This is a genomic window from uncultured Arcobacter sp., from assembly GCF_937982575.1.
Taxonomy (GTDB): domain Bacteria; phylum Campylobacterota; class Campylobacteria; order Campylobacterales; family Arcobacteraceae; genus Arcobacter.
In genome coordinates this window covers 111574-137016 of the sequence record NZ_CALJLR010000003.1, presented here as the reverse complement: position 1 = coordinate 137016, position 25443 = coordinate 111574, and the positions used below count along the sequence as shown (strand labels likewise).

At 29.0% G+C, this 25443-nt stretch carries 23 protein-coding genes and 1 tRNA gene; 16 read left to right on the top strand and 8 right to left on the bottom strand.

Features of this window, described 5'->3' with window-relative positions:
- Position 1 precedes the first annotated feature (1 nt).
- The 3 genes from arsA (at position 2) to Q0617_RS01380 (ending at position 3253) form a co-directional block, all read left to right on the top strand.
- The gene (arsA, locus tag Q0617_RS01390; protein WP_298749667.1) at positions 2 to 1741 is read left to right on the top strand and encodes an arsenical pump-driving ATPase; all 1740 of its coding nucleotides are present in this window, start codon (positions 2 to 4) and stop codon (positions 1739 to 1741) included.
- A 21-nt stretch (positions 1742 to 1762) separates the two neighbouring features.
- Positions 1763 to 2716 (top strand): permease, encoded by a 954-nt coding sequence (locus tag Q0617_RS01385; protein ID WP_298749665.1) that lies wholly within the window; start codon positions 1763 to 1765, stop codon positions 2714 to 2716.
- Between the two features lie 108 nt (positions 2717 to 2824).
- Positions 2825 to 3253: a CoA-binding protein gene (locus tag Q0617_RS01380; protein ID WP_298749663.1), complete on the top strand. Its 429-nt coding sequence runs from the start codon at positions 2825 to 2827 to the stop codon at positions 3251 to 3253.
- Here the strand turns inward: Q0617_RS01380 and Q0617_RS01375 are convergent.
- Entirely contained in the window at positions 3225 to 4550 is a 1326-nt protein-coding gene (locus Q0617_RS01375) for a HAMP domain-containing sensor histidine kinase (protein WP_298749661.1), read from the bottom strand. The genes Q0617_RS01380 and Q0617_RS01375 overlap by 29 nt on opposite strands.
- A 17-nt stretch (positions 4551 to 4567) precedes the next feature.
- Positions 4568 to 5254, bottom strand: coding sequence for a homeostatic response regulator transcription factor HsrA (gene hsrA, locus Q0617_RS01370; RefSeq protein ID WP_298749658.1), 687 nt, complete (start codon positions 5252 to 5254; stop codon positions 4568 to 4570).
- Between the two features lie 214 nt (positions 5255 to 5468).
- Here hsrA and Q0617_RS01365 point away from each other — a divergent pair, with 214 nt between their 5' ends.
- From Q0617_RS01365 to Q0617_RS01355, 3 genes are all read left to right on the top strand, one after another.
- Positions 5469 to 6278 carry a peptidylprolyl isomerase gene (locus Q0617_RS01365; RefSeq protein ID WP_298749656.1) on the top strand — a complete coding sequence of 270 codons (810 nt, stop codon included), beginning with the start codon at positions 5469 to 5471 and terminating at the stop codon, positions 6276 to 6278.
- A 13-nt stretch (positions 6279 to 6291) separates the two neighbouring features.
- Positions 6292 to 7359, top strand: a complete 1068-nt coding sequence (gene fbaA, locus Q0617_RS01360) for a class II fructose-bisphosphate aldolase (RefSeq protein ID WP_298749654.1) — start codon at positions 6292 to 6294, stop codon at positions 7357 to 7359.
- A gap of 47 nt (positions 7360 to 7406) precedes the next feature.
- A tRNA-Leu gene (locus Q0617_RS01355) sits at positions 7407 to 7491 on the top strand.
- Positions 7492 to 7640: 149 nt separating this feature from the next.
- Here the strand turns inward: Q0617_RS01355 and Q0617_RS01350 are convergent.
- The 3 genes from Q0617_RS01350 to Q0617_RS01340 form a co-directional block, all read right to left on the bottom strand.
- Entirely contained in the window at positions 7641 to 9068 is a 1428-nt protein-coding gene (locus tag Q0617_RS01350) for a GGDEF domain-containing phosphodiesterase (protein ID WP_298749652.1), read from the bottom strand.
- Positions 9069 to 9139: 71 nt separating this feature from the next.
- Positions 9140 to 9532 carry a biopolymer transporter ExbD gene (locus Q0617_RS01345; protein WP_298749650.1) on the bottom strand — a complete coding sequence of 131 codons (393 nt, stop codon included), beginning with the start codon at positions 9530 to 9532 and terminating at the stop codon, positions 9140 to 9142.
- Positions 9529 to 10005, bottom strand: coding sequence for a MotA/TolQ/ExbB proton channel family protein (locus Q0617_RS01340; RefSeq protein ID WP_298749648.1), 477 nt, complete (start codon positions 10003 to 10005; stop codon positions 9529 to 9531). Before Q0617_RS01340 ends, Q0617_RS01345 begins: the two co-directional genes overlap by 4 nt.
- A 43-nt stretch (positions 10006 to 10048) precedes the next feature.
- Here Q0617_RS01340 and Q0617_RS01335 point away from each other — a divergent pair, with 43 nt between their 5' ends.
- The 10 genes from Q0617_RS01335 to Q0617_RS01290 are packed head-to-tail and all read left to right on the top strand — an operon-like array spanning position 10049 to position 22132.
- Complete coding sequence (locus tag Q0617_RS01335) at positions 10049 to 10936, top strand: 1-aminocyclopropane-1-carboxylate deaminase/D-cysteine desulfhydrase (protein ID WP_298749646.1); 888 nt, start codon at positions 10049 to 10051, stop codon at positions 10934 to 10936.
- A gap of 23 nt (positions 10937 to 10959) precedes the next feature.
- Complete coding sequence (locus Q0617_RS01330; RefSeq protein WP_298749644.1) at positions 10960 to 13872, top strand: ABC transporter substrate-binding protein; 2913 nt, start codon at positions 10960 to 10962, stop codon at positions 13870 to 13872.
- Positions 13873 to 13905: 33 nt separating this feature from the next.
- Positions 13906 to 14418 carry a shikimate kinase gene (locus Q0617_RS01325; RefSeq protein ID WP_298749642.1) on the top strand — a complete coding sequence of 171 codons (513 nt, stop codon included), beginning with the start codon at positions 13906 to 13908 and terminating at the stop codon, positions 14416 to 14418.
- A 7-nt stretch (positions 14419 to 14425) separates the two neighbouring features.
- Positions 14426 to 15718: a histidinol dehydrogenase gene (hisD, locus tag Q0617_RS01320; RefSeq protein ID WP_298749640.1), complete on the top strand. Its 1293-nt coding sequence runs from the start codon at positions 14426 to 14428 to the stop codon at positions 15716 to 15718.
- Between the two features lies 1 nt (position 15719).
- The gene (locus Q0617_RS01315) at positions 15720 to 15989 is read left to right on the top strand and encodes a DUF2018 family protein (protein WP_298749638.1); all 270 of its coding nucleotides are present in this window, start codon (positions 15720 to 15722) and stop codon (positions 15987 to 15989) included.
- An 8-nt stretch (positions 15990 to 15997) separates the two neighbouring features.
- Positions 15998 to 16894 (top strand): polyprenyl synthetase family protein, encoded by an 897-nt coding sequence (locus Q0617_RS01310; RefSeq protein ID WP_298749636.1) that lies wholly within the window; start codon positions 15998 to 16000, stop codon positions 16892 to 16894.
- Between the two features lie 3 nt (positions 16895 to 16897).
- Positions 16898 to 18193, top strand: a complete 1296-nt coding sequence (gene hemA / locus Q0617_RS01305; RefSeq protein WP_298749634.1) for a glutamyl-tRNA reductase — start codon at positions 16898 to 16900, stop codon at positions 18191 to 18193.
- Between the two features lie 8 nt (positions 18194 to 18201).
- Complete coding sequence (locus tag Q0617_RS01300; protein WP_298749632.1) at positions 18202 to 19920, top strand: proline--tRNA ligase; 1719 nt, start codon at positions 18202 to 18204, stop codon at positions 19918 to 19920.
- Between the two features lie 12 nt (positions 19921 to 19932).
- On the top strand, positions 19933 to 20748 hold the full coding sequence (locus Q0617_RS01295; RefSeq protein ID WP_298749629.1) for a mechanosensitive ion channel domain-containing protein: 816 nt from the start codon (positions 19933 to 19935) through the stop codon (positions 20746 to 20748).
- Positions 20720 to 22132 (top strand): hypothetical protein, encoded by a 1413-nt coding sequence (locus Q0617_RS01290; protein WP_298749627.1) that lies wholly within the window; start codon positions 20720 to 20722, stop codon positions 22130 to 22132. Before Q0617_RS01295 ends, Q0617_RS01290 begins: the two co-directional genes overlap by 29 nt.
- Positions 22133 to 22243: 111 nt before the next feature.
- On the opposite strand, the gene Q0617_RS01285 is transcribed toward Q0617_RS01290, so the two are convergent.
- The 3 genes from Q0617_RS01285 to Q0617_RS01275 form a co-directional block, all read right to left on the bottom strand.
- Positions 22244 to 23695 carry a methyl-accepting chemotaxis protein gene (locus tag Q0617_RS01285; protein ID WP_298749625.1) on the bottom strand — a complete coding sequence of 484 codons (1452 nt, stop codon included), beginning with the start codon at positions 23693 to 23695 and terminating at the stop codon, positions 22244 to 22246.
- Positions 23696 to 23724: 29 nt separating this feature from the next.
- Positions 23725 to 24108, bottom strand: coding sequence for a hypothetical protein (locus Q0617_RS01280; RefSeq protein ID WP_298749623.1), 384 nt, complete (start codon positions 24106 to 24108; stop codon positions 23725 to 23727).
- Positions 24109 to 24224: 116 nt separating this feature from the next.
- Positions 24225 to 25403: a porin gene (locus Q0617_RS01275; RefSeq protein ID WP_298749622.1), complete on the bottom strand. Its 1179-nt coding sequence runs from the start codon at positions 25401 to 25403 to the stop codon at positions 24225 to 24227.
- Between the last annotated feature and the right edge of the window lie 40 nt (positions 25404 to 25443).

The following is a 25443-nucleotide window of genomic DNA, read 5'->3' as shown; positions in this document are numbered from 1 at the left end:
TATGCAAAATTTATTAAAAAAAATACCTAAATTTCTTTTTTTTACTGGTAAAGGTGGAGTTGGAAAAACGTCAATGTCATGTGCAATTTCTGTTGCACTAGCAAAAAAGGGTAAAAGGGTTTTATTAATAAGTACAGACCCAGCTTCAAATTTAGATGAAGTTTTAGAAACAAAGTTAAAATCTACACCTACAAAAATAGAAGAAGTTGAAAATCTTGAAGCTATGAATATAAACCCTGTTGTTGCAGCTTTTGAATATAAAGAAAAGATGGTGGCACCTTTTAGAAATATTTTGCCAAAAGAAGCGATTGAGCAAATGGAAGAGCAGTTGAGCGGAGCTTGTACTGTGGAGATTGCTGGATTTAATGAGTTTTCGAAATATGTAGGTGATGATGACATTTCTAAAGATTATGAACATATTATTTTAGATACTGCACCAACTGGACATACCTTAAGACTTTTAAAACTTCCTAGTGCTTGGAATAGTTTTATTGAAGAGAATAGTACAGGTAGTTCATGTTTGGGCGCTGTATCAGGTTTAAGTGAAAATAAAAAATTGTATGAAAATGTAGTTGAAAATTTAAAAAATAGTGATAAAACACTTTTGATCTTAGTATCACGGGCTGAAGAGTTATCTTTAATAGAAGCTTCTAAAGCTTCAAGTGAGTTGGCAAATCAAGGCATAAAAAACCAACACTTAATTATAAATGGTCTATTTAAATCAAATGACGATGATATAGTTGCAAAAAGTTTTGAAAAAAAATCAAAAAAAGCTTTAGAATCTATTGATGATACATTAAATACTTTGGATAAAACAACTATTGGATTTTATCCAAATGGTGCAGTTGGGATTGAAGCTTTAGAAAATATAATAGAAAATAAAATACCAGAAGAGTTTAAAGATGCAAAAGAAAAGTTGCAAAACTCTTTACAAAGTATTTTAGAAGAAACATACTCTTGGGCTAATTTGATAAATGATTTTGAAAAAGATGGAAATGGACTTATCATGACTATGGGAAAAGGTGGTGTTGGAAAAACTACCATAGCTTCTAGGATTGCTTTAGATTTAGCAAAAAAAGGACATAATGTTATCCTTTCCACAACTGACCCTGCAGCACATTTAGAATATATCTCAAAAGAGAATAAGAATTTAACTATTCAAAAGATTGATCCTAAAATTGAGACTCAAAAACACATCGATGAGGTGATAAGTTCAAATGAAGGTAAAATCTCACAAGAAGATATGGCACTTTTAAAAGAAGAGTTAAGTACACCTTGTATAGAGGAGATTGCAGTATTTAAAGCTTTTGCAAAAATAGTATCAAAAGCAAAAAAGAGTTTTGTGGTACTTGATACTGCACCAACTGGACATACCTTACTTCTACTTGATGCTTCACAAGCCTATCATAAAGAAGTTTTAAAAAATAAAGATGATGGTTTAGAAGAAGAGCTTATTGAACTTCTTCCTTTAATAAAAGATAAAAAATATACAAAGATTTTACTTGTAACACTAGCAGAAGCAACACCAACACATGAAGCAAAGGATTTACAAGAAGATTTAAAAAGAGCGGGTATAATCCCATATGCATGGATAATTAATAGAAGTTTTAGTTTAACAAATAGTTCAAATAATTTACTTTGTCAAAAAGCTTTAAATGAGTTAAAGTATATAGATGAAATAAAAAAAGAGTTAAGTTCAAAAACTTTAATTGAAGCCTGGAAAGTAAATGCAGAAAATTAAAAATCAAAATTAGGAGCTAATATGTTTGATTGGCTAGTAAACTTAAGTGCAATATTTGTATTTGATAATTTAGGCCTTGAAAAAGGGAGCCATTTAGGTGAAGCTTTTCATTTTTTTATTTATGATACTATAAAAATATTTATACTTTTAATTACAATTATATATTTAGTGACACTTTTAAGAAGTTATTTTCCCATAGAAAAAGCAAGGGATTATTTAAGTGGAAAACATAAAATTATAGGGCATATCATGGCTGCAATTTTTGGAGTAATTACTCCCTTTTGCTCTTGTAGTGCAATTCCACTTTTTCTAGGATTTTTACAAGCTAGGATTCCTTTAGGAGTAACTTTTTCATATCTTATATCAGCTCCTCTAAGTGATGCAGTTGTTATAGCACTTATATTTTCACTTTTTGGTTGGAAAATAGCTTTTCTTTATGTTGGTATTGGACTGATTATAGCAATATTTGCAGGACTGATTATTGGAACTATGAACTTAGAAAAAGAGGTTTTAATAGAAGTAAAACCTGTAGATGTAGAGTATGAAGAAGAACAGAGAAAATTTTCTTATAAGATTAAAGAGTCTTGGGAATATACAAGTGATATATTTAAAAAGATTTATCTTTATGTAATTATTGGAGTTGGTATTGGAGCATTTATACATGGATATGTTCCAGCTGATTTTATTACAAAATATGCAGGGGGAGATGTATGGTATGCTCCAATAGTTGCAGTTATTATGGGAATTCCTATGTATAGCAATGCAGCAGGAATTTTACCCCTTGTTGAAGTTTTAACACAAAAAGGAATGCTTTTAGGAACGGCACTTAGTTTTATGATGGCTGTTGTTGCTTTGAGTCTTCCTGAAGCTATGATTTTAAAAAGAGTTTTGAGTATAAAACTAATATCAATATTCTTTGGAATTGTTGGCTTTGCTATTCTTCTAACAGGATATTTATTTAATGCTATTTTATAAAGATAGAGTAAAAAATTTTTTATAGCTAATAATTTATATTTATTTTGGTTTATTTCTAAATAAGCTATACTATTGTTTAATACTTAAAATATAAATAAAGGAAGTAACATGGAGTGTGAATTTCCAACAGTTAATTCAAATAACGAAGAGATTAAAGAGATATTTAATAACACTAAAACAATAGCTATTGCTGGGCTCTCTCCAGATACTAGTAAAGCTAGTAATATGGTTGCTAGATATTTACAAAATGCAGGATATAAAATAGTACCAATTTATCCAAAAGAAGAGACTATTTTAGGTGAAAAGGTTTATAGAAGTTTGGAAGAGATACCTTTTAAAATAGATATGGTTGATATATTTAGAAAGCCTGATGCAATTGCAGCTGTAGTTGACTCTTGCATAAAAAGAGGGGATGTTGATACTGTTTGGACTCAATTAGGTCTTGTGAATAATGAAGCTGGAGAAAAAGCAAAGGAAGCTGGTATGAAAGTAGTACAAAATAAATGTACTAAAATAGAGCACGCGAGTCTTTTTTAACTTTACTAAGAGCTTTTAAGTGTGGATTGTTCAGGAGTTCAATTTTTGCAACAGTCCCACTGTTGCCATCTGTTCTATTTTTTAAACTGATTGTTGCTCCTAGTGAATCAGCAGCATTTTTTGCTAAAAATAGTCCAAGTCCTGCGCCACCTTCTTCTCCAAATCTCTTAAATGGAGCAAATAAATCTAGTGATTCATCAATTCCTATGCCTTCATCAGTTATTGTTAATACAGCTTTGTCATTAATTCTATCTAAGACAATCGCTATGCTTTTATCCACAGGAGTAAATTTAATGGCATTTTGCATAAAGTTTTGAATAACTTGATTTAATAGTGTAGGTTGAATAGAAGTAAAAAAGTTATTTACACTTGCATAATATGTTATTGTGATTTTTTTCTCAGCACTTAACATTCTAAAATCATTTGCTTTTATTTTCATATATTGAACTAAATCTAACTCTTCTGCTTTTTCAAATTGAGCTCCCTCTTGTCTTCCTATATCTAAAATAGAAGATATCATTTTATTCATATCGTTTATTTGTTGGATATTGAGTTTTAAAGTATCTTGATACTTTTCTGGCTCTCTTTGTTTCATTAGGGTTACTTCATTTTTCAATTTCATTACTGCAAGAGGTGTTTTAAGCTCATGGGCAGCACCTACAAAAAGCTCTTTTTTAAACATTACAAAGGTTTGAATTCTATTTGTAAGTTTATTGATTGAGTTTGCAAGGGCATGGAACTCTATTGGTAAATTACTTTTATCAATCTTAGTAAGATAGTTTTCATCCATATTTGATAATTTATCAGTGATTTGAATAATAGGACGCAAAAGTGTTTTAGATACAGTAAACGCATATAGCACAACCATTATTAAGCCACCAATAGAAAGCAAGATTACATTATTGAATATCTTATTTAGCATAGCAATTGCATAGTTTACATTTTTGATTATTTTAATAAACTTGTGGTTTTTGACATCAAATGGATATAGGATTTCTATAAAATAGTCATCGCCTTGTTTATAATCTTTATATTGAACTTCGGTGAGATTTTCCATTGTAATAATATCAACTATAATTCCAGAGTTTGTAATTATATTAAAGTCATCTTCAGTTGATTCATTATTGATACTTATTTGGTAGATTATTTTTGCATCATTGAAAAGACTCTCTTTGATACCTTCGTAGATAGTGGCTTTTGTATAGCCATAAAATAAAAATGAGATTGTAATAATAAAAAGTGAAGTAGCAATTATAAGTTTTTGGTAAAACTGTTTATAAATGCTTTTAAAGTTCACTTTTTAATAGTTCCTAATTATACAGTAGTTTCTTCATCTGTATTTGGATAACAGAATCTATAACCTCTTCTTCTGATTGTTTCAATAGTAGAGATATTTAATGGTTTATCCATTTTTTGTCTAATTTGGTTAATTGCAACTTCAATTACATTTGGAGTAACTAATTCTGGCTCTTCCCAAATAGCATCAAGTAATTGTTCTTTTGAAACGATTTGATCTCTATGTCTTGCAAGGTGAGTTAAAACTTCAAAAGGTTTACCTTTTAATTCAATCTCTTCACCAGCATAAAGAATTTTTTCTTCATCAGGATTAATTGATAATTCATCAATCTCAATTACATTTGTTCCACCAAATCTTAATCTTGCTTCAATTCTTGCAAGTAAAATATCAAAATCAAATGGCTTTTTAATATAATCATCAGCTCCTGATTTTAATGCTTCGATTTCACTATCTTTATCATCTCTTGCTGAGATAATTACAACTGCAGTTCTGCTACTTCTATTTTTTACGATTTTACATAATTCAATACCATCACCATCTGGTAACATCCAATCAGTTAATACTAAATCATAGTTTCTAATATCTATAAAATATTCTGCATCTTTATAGTTTTCTGCTGCATCTACTTGGTAACCAAAATCAGTTAATCCCTCTTGCAGTGTTCTGTTAAGTGTTATTTCATCTTCAATGATCAATATTCGCATTTACATCCCTTAATTTCATATGTTAAACTTAAGTTTAATTTAATTTTCGCGAATTATATCATAAATTATTGCAAATTTAAAGGGTTTTTAAGCTAAATATCAAAATTTCTCAATGTTTCATATAAGTTATTGTAAAATAGTCTTACAAGATGATTAACTCTTTATTAATAAAAACTAGGTAAAATACTTACTATAACAAATTTAAGGATATTAGATGAGAAAAACAATTTTAAGTGTTGTAACAGCTTTAGCATTGACAGCTTCTACTTTAAGCGCAGCTGAAACTTTTGCATCTGTAAATGGAGAAGAGATAACTACTAAAGACGTTGCTCAACTTTTAAGAGGTCAAAATGTTCAATTTGAAGCACTTCCAAAAGAGTCAAAAGATAAAGTTATTCAACAACTAATTGAAAAAACACTTTTAACACAAAAAGCGATGAAAAGTGGCATTGAAAAAGATGCAAAATATAAAGAAGCTTTAGACAAAATCAAAGAAGATTTAGCATTAGAATTATGGATGCAAAAAGAGTTTGTAAAAGTAAAAGCAAGTGAAGCTGAACAAAAATCATTTTATGATAAAAACAAAGATAAGTTCAAAACACCTGATACATTAGAAGCAAGACATATTTTATTAAAAACTGAAGCTGAAGCAAAAGATATAATTTCAAAACTTGAAATTGCAAAAAATAAGAAAGGCTCTTTTGAAGAGTTAGCAAAAAAATTCTCAATAGGACCAACAAAAGAAAAGGGTGGGTATTTAGGTAAATTCCAAGCTAAGCAAATGGTACCAGAATTTTCAGATGCTGCAATGAAGCTTAAAAAAGGTGAATATACAAAAACTCCTGTTAAAACACAATTTGGTTACCATGTTATTTATTTAGAAAATAAAGAGGTAGCTCAAACATTACCTTTTGAAAAAGTAAAAGCTAAAATAGCTCAACTAATTGTTCAAGAAAAATATGGAAAAATCATAAAAGAAGAAGTTGAGAACTTAAAAAAAGATGCTAAAATAGTAATCAAATAACTAGGAGAATGAATTGTCAGTTTTAAATATTGTTAAGCCAGGTGTATTAAGTGGAAGTGAAGCACACAAGCTTTTTGAATATGCAAAGGAAAACTCTTTTGCAATACCTGCTGTAAATGTTGTAGGTACTGATTCAGTTAATGCAGTTTTAGAAGCTGCTGCAAAAGTTAATTCACCAATCATTATTCAATTTTCAAATGGTGGAGCTGGTTTTTTTGCAGGAAAAGGTTTAAAAGATCCAAATGCAGCAATTTATGGAGCAATTTCAGGAGCTATGCATGTACATGCTTTAGCAGAAGCTTATAAAGTACCTGTTATTTTACATACTGATCATGCTGCTAGAAAACTTTTACCTTGGATTGATGGCTTAATTGAAGCTGGCGAATCTTTTTATTCTAAGCATGGTAAACCTCTTTTTACTTCTCATATGCTTGATCTTTCAGAAGAGAGTTTAGAAGAAAATATCAGCACTTGTGTAAAATATTTCAAAAGAATGAAAACTATTAATATGATGATAGAAATAGAGCTTGGAATTACAGGTGGAGAAGAAGATGGTGTTGATAATAGTGATATTGACAACGCACTACTTTATACACAGCCAGAAGAAGTTTGTTATGCTTATGAGCAATTAAAAGAGGTATCACCTAACTTTACTATTGCTGCATCTTTTGGAAATGTACACGGAGTATATAAACCAGGAAATGTCTCTTTAAGTCCTAAGATTTTAGATAACTCTCAAAAATATATTTCGCAAAAACACAATATCCCTGCAAAATCAATAAATTTTGTTTTCCATGGTGGTTCTGGTTCTGCATTAGAAGAGATAAGAGAAGCTATTGATTATGGTGTTATTAAAATGAATATTGATACAGATACTCAATGGGCATTTTGGGATGGGGTAAGAGCTTTTGAAGCTAAAAACCATGACTATCTACAAGGACAAATCGGTAATCCAGACGGTGAAGATAAACCAAATAAATCTTACTATGACCCTAGAAAATGGCTAAGAGCTGGAATGGAAACAATGATTGCAAGACTTGAAGTTGCCTATTCAGATTTACAAGCATTAAACAAAAATTAATCATAAACTCACTATGATTCCAGACTAGTTTTTAAACTAGTTTGTGTGCCGCTATGGTGAAACTGGTAAACACGTCGGATTCAAAATCCGGTGACCTCGGTCTTGTCGGTTCAAGTCCGACTAGCGGTACCACCTCATAATCTAAACTATTCCACTAATACTTTAAGATGATATAGTATTCTAATACAAGCTAAAAATGTGCTATTTTCAAAAGTTTTTTGTACATTAATAGCTTTAGTTTTAGAACTTACATTGTTGACTTTTATGCTTGCTTTCTACTTTTAATTATTCCATATTAAATGTTTTTCTTTAGGTTGAGCATAAAGATATCCTTGTGAATAATCTATTCCTAACTCTATAATTAGCTCTGCTAATTTATCATTATCAACAAATTCTGCGATTGTTTTTATATTATTTATTTTAGAGAATTCAACAATTAGTTTTATGATATTTATATTATCTTGATTGTTTAGAAGGTTTTGAATAAGACTCCCATCTATTTTAATAAAATCAGGTCTAAGTTTTAGCACATTGTTCCAGTTTGAATACCCAGAACCAAAATCATCTATCGCTATTTTTGCACCAAATTTTCTTATTTGTTCTGTAAATTGAATTAAAATTTCATAATTCATAATATTTTCTGTTTCTAAAAATTCAATTGTTAAACGTTTTGCAACTTGGGGATAAGACTCAAACATTTTAAAAATATATTTGTTTGTATTGGCATTTATAATATCAATATAAGATAGATTTATTGAAAACTCATCTGAGATATTTTTAAAGTCTTCAAATGTATGCTTTAAAATCTCTTCTGTTATCTTGTGGTAAAGTTTAAATTTTTTAGCAACATCAATAAAAAGATAAGGACTAATCAAGTTATCTTCTTGTTTTATTCTAACTAGTGCTTCATATTTGTACGTGGTTTTGTTTGTATTGTCATATATGGCTTGATAAACTGGAATTACATTATTAGTAGTAAATCCTTCTTTAAGAGTATGTAGCATCTTTAGTGAGTCTGATTTTGCATCTAACTCTTCTGTATAATTATATATACTTTTATGAATAGAGTTTCGAGCAAAATGTAAAGCAGATACTGCCGTGAGATATTTGGGATATGTACTTGAGTATGCAAGATTTAAGTGAATTGTAAATTCATAATTATCTAGGGTAAAATGTTTTTCCTCAAATGTTAATTTAATAGTTCTTAATAATTCTATAATGTTACTATTATTAGAGTAGAAAGCAAACTCATCCCCATATATTCTAAAAAGTTCTTCATTTGTATTTTCTTTTACTATACTTTTAAGTTCATTGGCAACCAATATTAGAAGTTTATCAGCTTTTCTAAACCCTAAATATTTATTAAATACTGAAAAATCAATTATATTTAGTAGTACTACGTATTTGTATATATTTTCATTATATTGTAAAAAGGCAGTTCTATTTTTTAAAGAAGTGAGGGAATCGGTTTCATGATTTAGAATAAGTTCTTTTTTTATATTATTTAAATCTTTTACTTTTTTAAATGAGTATAGGGATAGAGCAATCAAAATAGATATAAAAATAATAAAGTATTCATCTAATTGATACTCTTCATGGCTACGGGTAAAGTTATAAATCAAATCAAATAAATCTAGATAAATTAAAAGAGGAGAAATAAGTATAACTAATAAAATAAGAATCATTTCATCTTTATAGTTTTTAAACATAACAAACCTTTTTTATAAAAAAGACCATTGTATCGAACTATTTTTTAATTTACTATAAATAAATAATTTTATTAATTAGATTCTTCTTTTTCTGTGATTAAAGCTAAATTGTTCAAGTCATATTTTTGTAGTAAATCCAAAACTTTTACTACTCTTTTGTATTCAACTTTTTCGTCAATTCTTACTATTAAAGGTTTTGTTTTATCTTTTACTTCTTTTAAGTTATCTTCTAAAGACTCAAAAGATACCTCTATTCCTTTTATGGCTAGTTTCGTAGGTGAGAGTTCTATGAAAATATCATCTTTGGATACTTCAGATTCTTTTGCACTAGATTTTGGTAAGTCCAATACTAAAGCTAACTCCTCTTTTTTAAATACTGAAGTTACAATAAAAAATATTAGTAAGATAAAAACTACATCAATAACAGGGGTTAAGTCTATACCTAAACTCTCTCTTCTTTTCATGCTGCAATAATCTCTTTTTTTGCTTTTAACTCTATGGCATCAATTTGTGAGATAAAGTGGTTATAAGCTATATGATGTGGAATAGCAACAATAAGCCCGGCAATTGTAGTAATAAGAGCTATTGAAATACCATTAGAAAAGATACTTGGATCTCCTAATCCATTTTTAGTAATTGATTCAAAAGATTTAAATACTCCATAAACAGTACCAAGTAGACCTAAAAGTGGCGCTACAGAAGCTATGTTCTTCACATAAGTTAAACCTGTTTCTAGTTTTTTTACTTCATATTCTATTTGAGCATATATTGTAAGGCCATTTTGAGTATTAACTTTGTCTCTTACTTTTTTTACCATTGCATTTTTTCGGGGTAGTGTTAAAAATTTCCAAATAATAATTGTAAATCCTATAATGTTTAAAAAAATAAGAATATAAACAATAATTCCACCCTTGTCAACATATTGCATTAAATCCATAGAATACTCCAATTTTTTTTGTTATTTTAGTATAATAAGTTTAATGAAATACATAAACTCACCCATAAGTACAATAAATTTTAAAAATCGTCAAATATTTATAAAAAGAGATGATTTACTTGATATTGATTTTTCAGGCAATAAAGCTAGAAAGTTTTACTATTTTTTAAAGCATGATTTTAAAGGTATTAAAAAAATTATATCTTTTGGTTCTGCCCAAGCAAACTCTTTGTATTCCCTATCAGTTTTAGCAAAAATAAAAAATGTAAAACTTGATTTTTATGTCTCTCACATAGCTACATATCTAAAAGAGAATCTTCAAGGAAACTATAAAGAGGCCTTAAATAATGGTGCAAATATAATAGAACTTAATCAAAATGAATTATCAACGCAAGAGTATATAGAAAACCATATCTTAAAAAGTGAAGAAGAGTATATTTATATAGAAGAGGGTGGTAGAGTAAAAGAGGCTGAATATGGAATCCAAATTTTAGCAAATGAGATAAACAAATGGGCAAAAGAGAATAAAAAAGAGAATTTAAAAGTATTTTTACCAAGTGGTACAGGGACTACTGCCTTATTTTTACAAAAACATCTAAATCATGAAGTGATAACCTGTGCATGTGTTGGAGATGAAGAGTATCTTAAAAAACAGTTTTTACAACTAAACTGCGATGAAACACAACACCCAACCATATTAAAAAATAAAAAGAAGTATCACTTTGGAAAACTTTACAAAGAGTTTTATGAAATACAATTAGAACTTTTAAAAGATACTAATATAGAGTTTGACTTACTTTATGATAGTTTGGGTTGGCTAAATTTGATATCATCAGATTACTTTCAAGATGATGATATCATATATATACACCAAGGCGGAATATTGGGTAATGAAAGTATGATAAAACGATATATAAACAAATATCTTTAAGTTTAAATTCACTAGAATATCTAATGCAAAAACAAATTAAATTACTTTTTATATTATTTTTATCTCTCTTTTCTGCTTTATATGCAAGAAATTTAGAAAAAGTCTCTATTCAATTAAATTGGAAATATCAATTTGAGTATGCAGGGTTTATTGCAGCTTATGAAAAAGGTTTTTATAAAGAGCTTGGGTTTGATGTTGAGATACGAGAATATGAAGATAAAATAAATGTAATAAATGAAGTGAAAAATAAAAAAGCCGATTTTGGAGTTTATGATTTATCTTTATTAGAATATTATGATGAAAAAAAGCCATTAATGCTTTTAGCTAATTATATGAAAAAATCAGCACTTGTATTTGTTGCAAAACAAGATATTATTACTCCCTATGATTTTAAGAACAAAATAATTATGGCAGAAAAAAGTCAGCTTGATAAATCTATTCTATCTGAGTTACTTAAAAAATTTGAAATAAAAAAATCTGATTTTAAAGAGATAAGAAATCATGACTTTTCCGCCGATAGTTTTATAAATGGTAATGTAGACATTATGACAGCTTATTTATCAAATGAATTATATAAAATCAAAAAATCAAAAGTACCTTATACTGTAATTACTCCAGCAAATTATGGAATGTATAATTTTAGCTTGAATTTATTTGCTTTAAAAGATTATGCTTTATCAAATCAAGACAAAATGAAGAGAATAATTGAAGCAACAAACAGAGGATGGAAATATGCCTTTGATCATAAAAAAGAGTTAGTAGATATAATTTATAATAAATACTCTAAATTAAAATCAAAAGATGCCTTACTTTTTGAAGCACTTGAAATAGAAAAACTAATGATGCCAAATCTATATGAGATAGGTAGTATTAGGGATGAATTGATAAAAGATATTTTATCAAAACTAAAAGAGTTTCATCCAAATATAAATATCAATGATATCGTGTTTAATACAAAAGATTTTAAATCTAATAATATTTTAACTAATGCTGATAAACAATATTTAACTAAAAAAAGAAAAATCAATGTATGTATTGATCCCAATTGGCTACCTTTTGAAAAAATAGAAAATGGCAGACATATAGGAATAAGTAGAGAATACATGGATTATTTTCAAGCTATATTAAAAAGACCAATAAACTTAATTCAAACAAAAACTTGGAGTGAAAGTTTAGAAAAATTTAAAGCAAAAAAATGTGATATTTTATCTTTAGCTATGGAAACAAATAATAGAAAAGAGTACGCGAATTTCACGAAACCATATATTTCCTCTCATTTTGTAATAGCGACAAAAAATGAAGAGATTTTTATACCAGATATAGAAAGTATTATAGGTAAAAAAAAGTTAGCTGTTGTAAAGGGCTATGCAATAATTGATTTATTGAAGAGAAGATATAAATATGAAAACATTATTGAAGTAGATTCTGTAAAAGAGGGGCTAGAAAAAGTTGCAAAGGGTGAAGTTTATGGTTTTATTGATTGCCTAGCAGCTATTGGTTATGAAATACAAAAAGATTTTATAGGTGAACTTAAAATTGCAGGGAAATTTGATGATTCCTTAGATTTAAGTATTGCTATTCAAAAAGATGATTTAGCTTTATTGGAAATTTTTAATAAGATTATAAAAAATATTCCTGAAGATAAAAAACATGAGATATATAATAAATGGGTAAATGTAAAGTTTGATAGTGGAATAGATTATTCTATAATTTGGAAAATAGTTTTAGGCTTTTTGGTTATTTTACTCTTAATAGGTTATAGACAAAAAGAGTTACTCTCTAAAAACAGAAAAATAGAAGAGCAAAAAAACAAATTAAAAGAGAGTAATAATCAATTTAAGAGAATACAAAAGGAGCTTGAAAAGACTTTAAAAAGTTTTGAGACACTTTTAAGTTCTACTATGGATTCTATTTATGTTGTTGAAAAAAATATTTGTATTGATACAAATGAGAACGGGGTATTTTTATTAGGTTATAAAAATAAACGGGACCTAATAGGACAAAATATATTTAAATTTATTGAAAATAGTGGAAAGAAAGATATTCTTAAAAATCTATATGAAAACCATGAGCCCTTTGAAATAAATATAAAAGATAAAGATAGTAAAACAATTCCCTCCCTTGTAAAAGTAAATACAACAAACTTTGAAGGAAAAGCTGTATATATTATTAGTGTTATTGATTTAAGAGATATAAAAGAAAAAGAGATGATTTTTTTCAGACAGTCTAAAATGGCTGCAATGGGAGAAATGATTGGTAATATTGCCCATCAATGGAGACAGCCTTTAAGTGTAATTAGTGCAGTTTCTACTGGATTAAAACTAAAGTTTTCACTAGGTGAATATGAGACTAGTAGTGTTCTTTCTTCTTTGGATAACATGAATGAATCTGCACAATATTTATCTCAAACAATAGATGATTTTAGAAATTTTTATAAAACTGACAAAGAAAAGACTTATGTTAACTCAAATCAAATTATTAGCAAAAATAGCAATTTGATAGGTAGTTCTTTAAAAGATAATAGCATTGAATTTATTGTAAAAAATAGCTGTGAAGGCTTAGAAGTAAACACATACTTAAATGAACTTATTCAAGCTACTGTTAATATTTTCAACAATGCTAAGGATGCCTTACTTTTAAATAATAAAGAAGACAATAGATTTGTATTTTTTGAACTTTACCAAAAAGATAACTATTTAGTTCTTTCTATTAAAGACAACGCCGGAGGAATTTCTTTAGATATTAAAGATAAAATCTTTGAACCATACTTTACTACAAAACATCAAAGTAATGGAACAGGGATTGGTCTTTATATGACCCATCAAATAATTGAAAATCACATTGAAGGAAAAATCGAAGTATTAAATGAAGAGTACACTTGGGAAAATAAAAAGTACAAAGGCGCTAATTTCTTAATTTATATACCTACAACTTAAACTTTTACTTTTATTTAGCTATAATCGCAAGTTATGAATAAGAACAATATTATACTAATCGGTTTTATGGGTGTAGGTAAGGGTACCATTGCACGAGCTTTTTTTAAATATAGTGGTAGATTTTCAATTGATACTGATGATTTAATTGAGAGTATCACAAAAAAGAAAGTTAAAACAATTTTTAAAGATGAGGGCGAAGCTCATTTTAGAGACTTGGAAAAACAATGTGCTTTATGGCTAGAGAAGTCAATTACAAACACTGTTATATCTACAGGTGGTGGGTTTTATAGACAAGAAAATATCAAAAATATTGGTAAAGTTGTTTATCTAAAATCTTCTTTTGAGGGCATTCTTAAAAGAATCAATGATGCTCCAAATACAAAACAAAAACTAGCAAAAAGACCACTTCTTAAAAATCTAGATGAAGCAAAAAAACTTTATAATACAAGAGTAAAAGAGTATGAAAATGTAGCTGACTTTACACTTGATGTAGAGGCTAGAGATATTGAAGAGATTTTAAAAGAATTAACAAGTATGTGTGAATGAGGATTAAATGAAAATAATAAATACTACAGATTCAAATTTCGAAAAAGAGTTTGAAAATATATTAGCAAGAGCAAAAACAGATATCAAAGGTGTTTCTGCAATCGTTTCAAATATTATTGAAGAGATTGTTGATAATGGAAACTTGGCTATTAAAGGGCATATTTCTAAATTTGATAAATGGGAAGTAAAACAAGATAGTGATTTAGAAATATCACTTGATGAGATGAAAAAAGCCTATGAAAATATAGATGATGAGTTAAGAAAGTCACTTCACACTGCCTATGATAGAATAAAATCTTACCATGAAAAACAACTTCCAAAATCATGGATTGATTTTGAAAAAAATGGAAGTATCTTAGGACAAAAAGTAACAGCTGTTGATAGAGCAGGGCTTTATATTCCTGGTGGAAAAGCTGCATATCCAAGTAGCTTACTTATGAATGCAATTCCAGCAATAGTTGCAGGTGTAGAAGAGATAGTTGTATGTACTCCAACACCAAATAATGAAATCAATGAATTATTACTTGCGGCTTGTCACATCTGTGGAATAAAAAAAGCCTTTAAAGTTGGAGGAGCAAGTGCAATTGCTGCTATGGCTTATGGAACTGAAACTATTCCAAAGGTTGACGTTATAACTGGTCCTGGAAATATATTTGTTGCAACAGCTAAAAAGTTAGTTTTTGGGGAAGTAAATATTGATATGATAGCAGGTCCTAGTGAAATTGGAATCTTAAGTGATGCAAGTGCAAATCCTAGATTTTTAGCTATTGATTTACTTTCACAAGCAGAGCATGATGAGATGGCTAGTTCTATTATGATAACAACTTGTGACAAAGTAGCAGAGCTTACTTCAATAGAGGTTGATAGATTTTTGCAAGAGTTAAGCAGACGTGAAATAGCTAAAAAATCTATTGATGAGCGAGGTGTTATAATAATCGCAAAAGATATGAATGAAGCTATAAAATATATGAATGAAATAGCACCAGAGCACTTAGAAATTATGACAAATAATGCCTTTGAACTACTGCCAAAAATCAAACATGCAGGAGCTATTTTCTTAGGTAAAAATACACCTGAGCCAATAGGTGATTATATTGCTGGACCAAACCATACACTTCCAACTGGAAGTACAGCTAAGTTTTATAGCCCACTAAATGTGGAAAACTTTTTGAAAAAGTCTTCAATAATAAGTTTTTCTCAAGAGGCAATTGATGAGCTTGGCGAAGCTTGTGCATTATTAGCAGATACAGAAGGCTTAACCGCTCATGCAAAATCTGTAAGAGTGAGATTGGAAAAATAGTATGGATGATATTTTATTTGGAACTCCAAAGTCAAAGTTTTTGGATGTGGTTAAACACGCATCAAGTGAAGTTGTAAGTGATGAGTTAGATAAAATATTGGAAAAATACGCAGCGATGGAATTACTTTTATCAAAAGATAAAGGTGAGGCTTATGATGTAAATGAAGATATAGACTCTTTTGTTTTAGAAAATCTTGATGAGGTATCTAAGGTAAAAGATGATTTGTATATTGAGTTTACTGGTGAAATTATTTGTAGATTAGATTCATAAGGTATTTTGTGGAAGAATTAAAAATAGTAAAAGAAAAAATTTTAGAGTTTGTAAAAGAGTGTGAAGATGAAAAGAGCATAGAACTTTTTGGACATCTAGCAACTGGAAAAATGTTAAGGTCTAAACTAATACTTAAAATTGCTGGAGTAAATGAAGAGTCAATAAAACTATGTGCAATAGTTGAGATGATTCATGCGGCATCACTTTTACACGATGATGTTATTGATGAGGCAGATACAAGAAGAGGAAGCCCCTCTGTAAATGCTTTATATGATGATAAAACAGCAATTATGTTTGGAGATGTTTTATACTCTAAAGCCTTTACTGAACTTTCACAAATGGATAGAAAAGTTGCTTACAATATCTCAAGTGCTGTTACAAAATTAAGTATTGGAGAGATGCTAGATATTGATTTGACAGAAACTTTTAATACTGATTACAAAAAATACCTTGATATGATTTATAAAAAGACTGCTTCACTTATAGAAGCAAGTGCTGCAAGTGCTGCAATATTGGCTAATAAAGATGAAGAAAAATATGCTCTTTATGGAAAAAATCTAGGTCTTGCTTTTCAAATGATTGATGATATTTTAGATATTACTCAAGACTCAACTACTTTAGGAAAACCTGCAATGTTTGATTTTGTTGAAGGAAAAGCTACAATTCCTTATTTATTATTACATCAAAGATTAGATGATAAAACAAAGTTGGAATCACTTTTCAAAAAAGAGTTAAATGAAGAAGATGCCCTTTGGATAAAACAACAAATGGAGCGAACAGATTCATTAAATGATGCTATCTCTCAAGCAAAAGCTTTAGGAAGAGAAGCAATCATGATTTTAGAAGACGAAAATTCAGATGGTCTTGTGAAAATTATGAAAGAAATGATAGAAAGAGAGTTTTAAAGTATGAGTTATTTAAGTATCTCTTTTACCCACAAAAATACAGATATACAAACAAGAGAAAAGATTGCTTTTTCAAATGAAAGTTCAGTAGAGACTTTTTTAAAAAGTGTAAAAGCAGATGAATCTATTGATGAGGTAGTTTTATTATCAACCTGTAATAGAGTTGAGATAATGACTACTTCTTTAAATATCAAACAATCAAAAGAAAAGATTTTCCAAATATTGGCAAAATATTCAGGACTAGATTATGAGAACTTATTAGAAAGAGCTGATATTTATGATAATACAAGTGCTATACATCACCTTTTTTCAGTAGCTTCAGCCTTGGATTCACTAGTTATAGGTGAGACTCAAATAGTAGGACAATTAAGAGACGCTTTTAGATTGTCTTTGGCAAAAGGTTATTGCGGTAAAAGTATTTCAAAAGCTATGAACTATGCTTTTAAGTGTGCTGCAAATGTAAGAACTGAGACAAGCTTAGGAACAGGTTCTGTTTCAGTGGCTTCAACTGCCGTTGCAAAAGCAAAAGATATTATTCAAAATACAAGTGGAGTAAAAGCTTTAGTTATTGGTGCTGGTGAGATGAGTGAACTTACAATGAAGCACTTAAATAAAGCTGGATTTGATATTGTTCTTACTAGTAGAGATATTAAAAAAGCACAAATGCTTGTGGATACTTTTGATTTTGAAGTAAGTGTTGAGCCTTATGAAGATTTAGAAAAACTTTTAAATGAAATACCAATAATGATTACAGCAACTGCAGCTCCCTATCCCATCATAAAAGAGAGCATGGTGAAGAATTGTTCTTTTGGTAGACATTGGTTTGATATTGCAGTACCAAGAGATATTGAAGAGATAGAAAGCTCAAACTTAAAAATATATGCTGTAGATGATTTACAAGAGATAGTAAACTCAAATATGACACTAAGAGCCGAACAAGCAAAAAGAGCATATCAAATCGTTAATCAAGAATCAGAAGAGTTTTTTAAATGGCTAAAATCACTTGAAGTGGAACCTGTAGTAAAACATCTTTATACAAAAGCAGATGATGTAATTGAAAAGAAACTTCAAAATGCTATAAAAAAAGGTTTTGTAAAAGCTGAAGATGAAGAAAATATTAAAAAACTTTGTCAAACAGTTTTAAATGAATTTTTACATGAACCAACAACTAGGTTAAAAAAGATTTCAAAAGATGTTGAGTGCGATATTATTTTAGGCACAGTACAATCAGTATTTGGCCTAGAGAGTAAATCAAACTCTATTCAAAAATGCGACCACGCAATAAAATTTAATAATTAGGAATATAAATGAAATTTTCTCAAATGTTTATACCAACTACAAAAGAAGCACCAAAAGATGCAACTTTACCATCTCATCAGTTTTTAATCAGAGCTGGATTTATCAATCAAGAAGGTGCTGGTTTATATAATTTTATGCCTTTAGGAAAGATAGTATTAGACAAAATTAGAGCTGTTGTAAAAGAAGAGTTAGATAATGCAGGGCTTAATGAAGTTCAATTGTCATTTGTAACACCAACTACACTTTGGGAAGAGAGTGGTCGTGCATCTAAAATGGGTCTAGAGATGCTTCGAATCAAAGATAGAAAAGGTAGTGATTTTGTTTTAAGTCCTACAAATGAAGAGGCAATGGTAAATTTAGTAAAAAATAGAGTTACTTCATATAAAGATTTACCTGTTCATTTATATCAAATCAATACAAAGTTTCGTGATGAAGCACGTCCTAGATTTGGACTTATGAGAGGAAGAGAATTTTTAATGAAAGACTCTTATTCTTTCCACTCTAGTGAAGAGGATATGATTAGAGAATTTAATCTTATGGAAGAGACTTATAAAAAGATTTTTACAAGATTAGGTTTAGAGTTTCGTGTAGTTGCAGCAGATAGTGGTGCAATTGGTGGAAGTGGAAGTAAAGAGTTTATGGTATTGGCAAATTCAGGTGAAGATACAATAGTTGTATGTGAAGAGTGTGAATATGGTGCTAATATTGAAGCAGCTACAAGAGCAAAAAAAGAGACTAAAAACTGGTATGAGCTTACTGCTGAAAATATAAAAATGGAAAAAGTATTAACTGCGGGGATGAAAACTATTGAAGATGTTTCAAACTTTTTAAGCACTCCAAAAGCTCAATCAATAAAAGCAGTAATTAAAAAAGCAATATATGAAGAGAAAGAAGAAGTAGTAGTTTTCTTTGTAAGAGGAAATGACGAACTGGAAGAAACAAAAGCTACAAATGCAGTTGATGCCTTAGAACTTCTTGATGCAAATGATGCTGATATTTTAGATGCTGGTTTAGTTGCTGGATATTGTGGACCATTTAATTTACCTGAAAATATAAATTTTGTTATTGATAATGAATTAAAGGATGAAGTTGGATTAGTTTGTGGTGCAAATGAAATTGACTATCATTTTACTGGAACTGACTTAACTACATTAAAAGATGTGAAATATTTTGACTTAATTGCTGTTCAAGAAGGAGATATTTGTTCTTGCTGTGGCGGAAAACTTATCCATACAAAAGGGATAGAAGCTGGACATATTTTTCAACTTGGAACTAAATATTCTGAACCTCTTGGAGCAAACTTTTTAGATGAAAATGGTAAGTCTAAACCTTTTGTTATGGGAACATATGGAATAGGTGTATCTAGACTTGTAGCAACAGTGGTTGAACAACATCATGACGATAAAGGTTGTATTTGGACGAAAGAAACAGCTCCTTTTATGGTTGATATTATTGTTTCAAATGCAAAAAAAGAAGAAGAGTTGACTGCTGGTAAAAAGATATATAATGATTTAAAAATAGCAGGTATTTCTACTATTTTAGATGATAGGGTAAATGCAAGATTTGGATTTAAAATGAGTGATTTTGAACTTATTGGATTTCCATATGCTGTTGTAGTTGGTAAAAAACTTCCAGATGGCTTAGTTGAGATTGTAAATAGAAAAACTTTAGAAAAAGAAGAAGTCTCTTTAGCTGAAGTTGTAAACAAATTAAAAAAACTAATATAAAAAGGGATTAACATGGGAAATAGTGTAGAAACAGTTTCGGATATAATCGGTCTTTATTCTTTAAATGTAGCAATGGCAATTGTGATATTTGTGGTTGGTAAGTGGTTAGCTAAAAAGGTTGCAAACCTATTAACTACTATGATTAGAAAAAATCCAAAGTTTGACGAAACTCTTATAAACTTTTTTGATGATATTATTTATTATGTATTAGTAGTAGTTGTTGTTTTAACTGCTTTAGAACAATTAGGAGTTGAGTCAACTTCATTTTTGGCAATCTTAGGTGCAGCTGGTTTAGCTGTTGGTTTAGCACTTAAAGATTCTTTATCAAACTTTGCATCTGGCGTTATGATTATTTTCTTTAAACCTTTTAAAATAGGGGATTTTGTAAGTGCTGGTGGAGTAAGTGGAACTATTACTGAAGTACATTTGTTTAATACAGAGTTTACAACACCAGATAATCAAAGAGTTTTAGTGCCAAATGGCGCAATTACTGCAGGAAGTATAACAAATGTAAATGCTCATCCTAAAAGAAGAGTTGATTTACTTATTGGTGTAGGGTATGGTGATAACTTAAAAATAGTAAAAGATTTGATTACTAAAATAATTGAATCAAATGATAAAGTTTTAAAAGATGAAGCAATTACAATTGCTGTTTCAGAACTAGGTGATTCATCAGTTAATTTTGTAGTTCGAGTTTGGGTTAATACACCTGATTTTTGGGCTGTAAAATGGGCCTTAATCGAAGATATTAAAAATACATTTGATAAAGAAGGAATCTCTATTCCTTTCCCTCAAAGAGATGTGCATATTATCAACGAAAAAAACTAGTATCAAGTTACCCAATACTCTAACAAGGATACTAAAACTTTTACAAGAAAAAGGTGCAAAGCCTATTCTTGTAGGAGGATGTGTTAGAGACCACTTTTTAAACTTACAAATAAAAGATTATGACATAGAAGTTTTTCATATAGAAAGCTTTGAAACCCTCACAAAACATTTAGAACAATTTGGAAAAGTAAAACTTGTAGGAAAATCATATGGAGTGTTAAAACTTTCAGTTGACAATGATGAGTATGATTTTGCCTTGCCAAGAGTTGAAAAAAAAGTAGCTAAAGGTCACAAAGGCTTTGAAGTTATTAGTAATAGCCATTTAAGCTTTAAAGAGGCAGCTAGAAGAAGAGATTTTACAATAAATGCCCTAGGATATGATTTTATAAATGAAGAGATTTTAGACCCCTTTGATGGACTAAAAGATTTAGAAAATAAAATCTTACGACATATTGATGATAATAGTTTTATGGAAGATCCTTTAAGGGTTTATAGAGCTATTCAATTTGCTTCAAGATTTGCATTTACATTGGATACTAAAACTTTTGCTTTATGTAAAAAAATGGTTTTAAATGGTGACTTGGAAGAGTTACCAAAAGAGCGTATTTTTGAAGAGATAAAAAAACTCTTTTTAAAATCACCTAAACCTTCTTTAGGCTTTGAACTTTTAAAAGAATTAGAAGTATTAAAGTATTATCCCCAATTACAAGCATTAATTGGCTGTGAACAAGAGCCTGAATATCATCCAGAAGGTGATGTTTGGGTTCATACTCTTATGACTTTAGATGAAATGGCTAAATTAAAAACAGGTGATGAATATAAAGATTTAGTTCTATTTTTTGCAATACTTTGCCATGATTTTGGAAAGCCACTTTGTACAAAAGTAATAGATGGCAAAATAACTTCCCATAAGCATGAGTCTTTAGGAATAGAGCCCACAATATCTTTTTTAGAAAAACTAACTAGTGATAAAAAACTAATCTCTGATGTTCTTCCTTTAGTAAAAAATCATCTTTCACCCTTTCAACTATATTTACATAATAGTAGTGATAAAGCAGTAAAAAGATTAGCTTTAAAAGTTGATATAGAGATGCTTTGTTTAGTTTGTCTGGCAGATTGTCTAGGCAGAACAATAGAAGATAAGTGTAAATGTCATGAAGCAATTTCTTGGCTAAAAAATAAAGCAATACAATTGGAAGTTACTAATGAAGGACTAAAACCTATTGTAATGGGAAAAGATTTAATGGCTTTAGGTTATAAGCCTGGTGTTTTATTTAAAGAGATTTTAGATTATGCTTTTGATTTACAAATTGATGAAAATATGAAAAAAGAAGAGATTTTAGAGTTAATTATAAGTAAATATGAAAAAGAGTTAAAGAAATAAATATCCACTGGTGAGTAGGCATATAGTGTTTAAGGAGGGCTGACATATGGGGTGTCAAATGAATAATATATGCCTACTCACCAATAGATACTTAAGTGTAAATTTGATAGTTTATTTTCCTTCAAACTCTTTTTCATTTGCATGTAATACAACTTTTTCTGCTATACCTTTAACTTCACTAGCAACCTTGTTTGACTCAGATGTTGAAGATGCATTTTCTTGTGTCACTTGGTCCAATTTATTTACAGTATCATTGATTTGTTCCATTGCAGAAAATTGTTCTTTTGATGAGACTGAAACATCAGATATAAGTTTTAGTGTATGTTGAATATTGTCATTTAATTTATCATATCCTTTAATCATCTCATTAGATATGCTTTTACCATCATTTGCTTTTATTGTCGCATTTTCAACTAAGGCTTTTATCTCTTTTGCAGCTTCTGCTGATCTTGAAGCTAGATTTCGCACTTCTTGTGCAACAACAGCAAAACCTTTTCCAGCTTCACCAGCAGTTGCTGCTTCAACTGCAGCATTAAGTGATAAAATATTTGTTTGAAATGCAATTTGGTCAATGACTGTAATTGCATCTGCGATTGCATTTGTTTGTTCATTTATTATATCCATAGAAGAAGTTGTTTTTGATGCTAAGTTTAACCCATCTTTAACAGATTTTGATACTTCATTTGCATAACTTGTAACTTCTGAAATATTTTGTGAACTGTTTTGCATATTGGAAGTTATCTCTTCAATTGCCGCAGCTGTTTCTTCTAAAGATGCAGCTTGATTATTTGCAGAAGAGCTTAAGTTATGAACATTTGCAGATAAGATGTCCGCCTTTTGTGATAGAAATAATCCAAGTTCTTTATTTTCTAAAAGCATTGCAGTAATTGCACTTCCTAAACTATTAATATCTTCGCTTAAATCTTTTAAATCACCATCCATATTTTTTAAGTCTACTTTTGGTCTATAATCATACTCTGTATACTTATCAAGCACTGCCATGGCATTTTTTATATTTGACTCAATCGAACTTAACATTTCATTTATTACGTCTTTTAATTCAATCAAAGCAGGATTTGTTGTATCGCCACTTATTCTTACATTTAAAAACCCTTTTTTTGCTTCATTTGCACACTCTATAGCACTTGCAACTAATAATTTATCTTTTTCTACACCATCTTTAATTTGTAAAATACCATTATTTATTGCACTTGCCATTTTCCCTAGTTCATCTTTAGTATTTAGTTCAATTAATTGAGTATCATCAATCTCTTTGTTTAAATATTTAAAAAATTCAAGAAGTCCATCTTGAAACTTTTTCAGTGGATTTTTTATTGACCTTGTAACAAAAATAATAATAGTAAATGATAAGGCAAAAGCAATTATACTTAGTATATTTAGAGTAGAGAGGGTATTGCTAATTTTGTCTAAAGCTATAGCATAACTTTTGTTATTTTCTTTATAAGCAAATTTTGTAATCTTATTTAATTCTTTAGTTATTTTAGAATATGGTATATCAGTTTCTAAAATTTTATCTAAATATATATTCATCACATCATTCATTGCATCATTTATTTGTGTGTTATACTCTTTTAAATCAATTTCAATTTCTTTAACGCTTTTTTAACATTTTCATCATGAATAATTGCTTGTTTTAGTTTTTTCATATCTTCATTAACTTCTTTTTGTAGAGCATTTAATATTTTTATTTCAGCCTCAATTTCAGCTTCTTCATATGCTCCTGTAACATAGTTAAATACTTTATATAATACGGTATTATATAGTTCAATATCAGTTAAAAGTTTAGTACTGACAACATAAAGTTCAAATTTAACTTGAACAATTTCCTTTAAAGTATCCCTATCTGATTTTAATGCTTTATTAGAAAAAATTGTCAAAATTAGTAAAAATATTACTGCAATAGCAGGTGAAATGATAATTTTTTTCCCGATGTTTATGTTATTTATACCTAACATCTTATATCCTTGTTTTATTTCAAACTATGTAAAAAATTAATTTAATAATTTTTTACATAGTTCGAAGTAGAGTGTTTATTTGTTTTATAAAAAAGGCTTTATAAGCCTTTTTTATATTAAAATTTGTAAGAAACGTAAAGTCTTGATCTATAGCTTTCTGTTGATATATTATTATAATCTGCAAATACAAATGTTGCCGATAAGTTTTTATCAAAATTATACGATGTGATATAACCAGTCTCAGATTGTCTGTTTGTACTACCAGTTTTCCATGATGAATACATTATGTCGAATGATAAATCATCAGTGATTTTATATCCAGCAGATAATTTATATGCATCAGTATCAGCAGTATAAATTCCACCATAAATCCATGCCCATGTATACATATAATCAGCACCATTACCTATACCATTTACGATATCAGCTTCATCATCAATAGTAGTATATGCTGCTCCTAAAGATAACTTACCAAAATTAGCACCAAGATCAATACCATATGCTTTACCATCAGAGTTTGTTGCACTTCCATCATCAGTTTGATATGTTTGTGCTGAAATAGTAAAAGGATTGATATTATAAGAAGCAGAAGCATAGAATGCTTTTTTATCATTAACTTGTGTTCCATCTGTTTTAATTTGAGCATATTGTCCGTCAAGAGTTAAGTTTTCAATAGAGTTGTTTTTTACATATAATGTATAAGCACCATCTTGAACATTTTCAAATCCAGAAACAGCTTTAACAGTTCCATTTGTTGCTCCTCTAGCAGCAATATCAGTTCTATATTGTTCTTTATCAACATAACCAGCAACTAAAGTAGTACCTGGAATATCAGTATTTGAAAGAAGAATAGCTTCAAAAGATTCTTTAAATATTCTAGAACTAGAACCTGCAACTAGTGGAGTAGAAATATACTGTCTACCAACTTTACCAGTTGTATTTCCTCTTGTATACTCTAAATATGCTTGTGATGCAACTGCGCCAGAAACATTTTGGTCACTATTATACGCAGTAGGACCTTTATCTAAATCATCTGAAGTTACTGTTGCTGCTTGAAATGTAACACCAGCTTTTAAACCATAATAAGAACCTGTAACAAAAGATAAATTACCACCATTTGTCCAAATACCAACTTTATCGTGAGAAGCTCCAACTTCTTTTTGGAAATATTGAGATTTAATCTCTCCACTTATTTTACCTTCTTCGAAAGCTTTTGCAATTGTGTCTGCACTAAATGCTTGAGTTGTAATTAGTGCTAAACTAGCAACTAAACTTATTTTTGTTAATTTTTTCATTTAAAACCCTTTCTTTTGTTAAAATTAATAGTTCCCCTTT